This is a genomic window from Pseudarthrobacter sp. GQ63, assembly GCF_059758765.1.
Map to the genome: position 1 here is coordinate 1 of NZ_JCAXEF010000029.1, position 3,438 is coordinate 3,438.

3 protein-coding genes are annotated in these 3,438 nt (G+C 66.4%); all 3 read left to right on the forward strand.

The features are described from left to right. Positions 1–1,261 (forward strand): glycine dehydrogenase (locus AC6CHP_RS20660; protein ID WP_498232032.1); only part of this gene is annotated, 1,261 nt, incomplete at its 5' end. Positions 1,262–1,272: 11 nt separating this feature from the next. After that, positions 1,273–2,430 carry a glycine cleavage system aminomethyltransferase GcvT gene (gcvT, locus tag AC6CHP_RS20665; RefSeq protein WP_498232034.1) on the forward strand — a complete coding sequence of 386 codons (1,158 nt, stop codon included), beginning with the start codon at positions 1,273–1,275 and terminating at the stop codon, positions 2,428–2,430. Positions 2,431–2,841: 411 nt separating this feature from the next. After that, the coding region (locus AC6CHP_RS20670; protein WP_498232036.1) for a serine dehydratase beta chain at positions 2,842–3,438 on the forward strand (597 nt) is incomplete at its 3' end.

A 3,438-nucleotide genomic window follows, 5' to 3' on the forward strand; every position in this document is an offset into this window, starting at 1 on the left:
TTCGCAGACTGAGGGCTGGCGCGAACTCATTGCTGACCTGGAAGCGCAGCTGACGGAGATCACGGGCTATGACCAGGTGTCCATCCAGCCGAACGCCGGTTCGCAGGGTGAGCTCGCGGGCCTGCTGGCGATCCGCGGCTACCACCACTCCCGCGGGGACCAGCAGCGCAACGTCTGCCTCATTCCGGCCTCGGCGCACGGCACCAATGCGGCATCGGCTGTCCTGGCCGGCATGAAGGTTGTTGTCGTGGCGACCGCATCGGACGGCACCATCGACCACGCGGACCTGTACGCCAAGATCGAAGCCCACAAGGACTCCCTGTCCTGCATCATGATCACCTACCCGTCCACGCATGGTGTGTACGACGCCGACGTCCGCGAGGTCTGCGATGCCGTCCACGCCGCCGGCGGCCAGGTGTACATCGATGGCGCAAACCTGAACGCGCTTGTCGGTCTGGCGCAGCCGGGCAAGTTCGGCGGCGACGTTTCGCACCTGAACCTGCACAAGACCTTCTGCATCCCGCACGGCGGCGGCGGACCCGGCGTCGGACCCGTTGCTGCCAAGGCACACCTGGCACCCTTCATGCCCGGCAACGCCGCCACTTGGACCGAAGGCAACGACGTCCCCATCTCCGCCTCCAAGTTCGGTTCCGCCGGCGTGCTGCCCATTTCCTGGGCGTACGTGAAGCTGATGGGCGGCCAGGGCCTGACCGAGGCCACCAAGTCCGCACTGCTGGCGGCCAACTACGTCGCGGCACGGCTGAACGACTACTTCCCGGTCCTCTACACCGGCGAAGCGGGGCTGGTGGCGCACGAGTGCATCCTGGACCTGCGCGAACTCACCGCCCGCACCGGCGTCACTGCTGAGGACGTGGCCAAGCGCCTCATCGACTACGGTTTCCACGCCCCCACGCTGGCGTTCCCCGTGGCCGGCACGCTGATGGTGGAGCCCACCGAGTCCGAGGACCTGGGGGAGATCGACCGCTTCATCGAAGCCATGGTCACCATCCGCAAGGAGATCGACCAGGTGGCCAACGGCGACTTCACCGTGGCCGACAGCCCGCTCCGGAACGCCCCGCACACCGCTGCCGCCGCCATCAGCAGCGACTGGGACCGCGCCTACCCGCGCGAGCAGGCGGTGTTCCCGGTGAAGTCACTCAAGCAGGACAAGTACTTCCCGCCGGTTGGCCGCATTGACGGCGCAGCCGGTGACCGGAACCTGATTTGCTCCTGCCCGCCGCTCTCCGAATTCGAAAACTGAGGACGCCTGCCATGACTGAGAAGCGCACCGCCCTCTACGACGAGCACACGAAGCTGGGTGCCTCCTTCACCGACTTCGGCGGCTGGCAAATGCCCCTCAAGTACAGCTCCGAACTGGCCGAGCACCACGCCGTCCGGAACTCCGCAGGGCTTTTTGACCTGTCCCACATGGGCGAGGTCTGGGTCACCGGGCCGGAGGCTGCCGCGTTCCTGGACTACGCGCTGGTGGGTAAGATCTCGGCCATAGCCGTGGGCAAGGCCAAGTACTCGCTGATCTGCACTGAGGACGGCGGCATCATCGACGACCTCATCACCTACCGCCGCCCTGCGGCGGACACCGCAGGAGACGGGACCGACCGCTTCCTGGTGGTTCCCAACGCAGGCAACGCGGACGTGGTGGCCGCGGCCCTGGCCGAACGTGCAGCCGGGTTCAACGTCCGGGTGGACGACGCCTCCGCGGCCACCTCGCTGATCGCCGTCCAGGGTCCCAGGGCACAGGAGCTGCTGCTGCGCCTTGTCCCGGCTGCACAGCATGGCCTGGTCACGGAACTGAAGTACTACGCCGCCGTGGAGGTTCCGTTCCTCGTGGGAGGCGCCGGGAAGGAGCTCCTGCTCGCCCGCACCGGCTATACCGGTGAGGACGGCTTCGAGATCTTTGTGGCGAACGACGACGCCCCCGCCCTGTGGCAGGCACTCGCCGCCATCGCGGAGGATGGCGAGCTGACGCCTGCCGGGCTGGCTTCGCGCGACTCCCTCCGCCTTGAAGCGGGGATGCCGCTGTACGGGAACGAGCTCTCGCTGCAGGGTGACCCCTTCGCCGCCGGACTGGGACCCGTCGTCGCGCTCTCCAAAGAAGGCGACTTTGTGGGAAAGTCCGCCCTGGCCGCCAAGAAGATGGCCGGAGCCGGCTCCACTGGAGGCCGCAGGCTTGTGGGACTCAAAGGACTGGGCCGGCGCGCCGGCCGCGCACACTACCCCGTGCTCAAGGACGGCAAGACCGTGGGCGAAGTGACCTCCGGACAGCCTTCGCCCACCCTGGGGTACCCGATCGCCATGGCGTACGTCGATGTTGAGTTCACCCAGGCCGGCACGGTATTGGACATCGACCTGCGAGGCAAAGCGGAGCCGTTCGTCGTCGTCGATCTCCCGTTCTACAAACGCTCCACATAGGCCTGGAATCACAGTGGCTCCGGGGCCACCGGACCGGACAGTTTCACGCGTGCCCTGGGCCCACGCCGTCAGGGTTCCCTGGCCGAGCTTGCGAGGCTAGGGAGACGGTGGGGAGCACGCTTCCGGATACCTGTCCCACAGGGGCGAGGTCAAGGCACCTTGGGCACGGACACGAGGCCGCTTCCTGCACGGGCAGGAGCGGACAACGTTTGTGTGTTGGTTTCCTCCGCCCATGCCGGGTCGCGGAGGTTGTCTCCTGCTTGCCTTGTCGCTTGGTGACGGAACCCTGGATGGCTGGGGGGATTCCGGAAGCGTGCGTCAGAGGCGAGGAACGAGCCAGCACGCGGAGGAATTCCGCAGCCATCCACCCAACCGACCACGCACCCAACTCAGTTTTAGTAAGGACAAGTAATGGCTGTTGGCGTCTTTGATCTCTTTTCTATTGGGATTGGGCCTTCGTCTTCTCATACCGTGGGGCCGATGCGGGCTGCTGCTGTGTTTGCGGAGGAGTTGAAGGCTTCGGGGGTGCTGGCGGGGGTGGCGTCGTTGCGGGTGGATTTGTATGGGTCGTTGGCTGCGACCGGTCACGGGCATGGGACGATGACGGCCATTTTGCTGGGGTTGGAGGGGTTCCATCCGGAGCTGATCCTGCCGGATGAGGTGGAGGAGCGGCTGGCTGCGATCGCCGAGACCGGGTTGTTGCAGCTGGCCGGTGCGGTGCCGTTGCCGTACGGGGTGAAGGACATGGTGTTGCGGCCGTTGACGGTCCTGCCCAGGCATACGAACGGGATGACGTTCACGGTCTCCGACGCCGGCGACCAGGTCCTGCATACGGCGACGTTTTTCTCGGTGGGCGGCGGCTTCATTGTCCGGGAAGGCGAGGAGGACGCGGCCCAACTGGAGCTGGAGGAGTCCAAGAAAGAGCTGCCGTTGCCGTTCCGGACCGCCGCCGAGTTGCTGGGGCACTGCCGGGTGACGGGCCTGGGCATCAGCGAGGTGATGCGGATC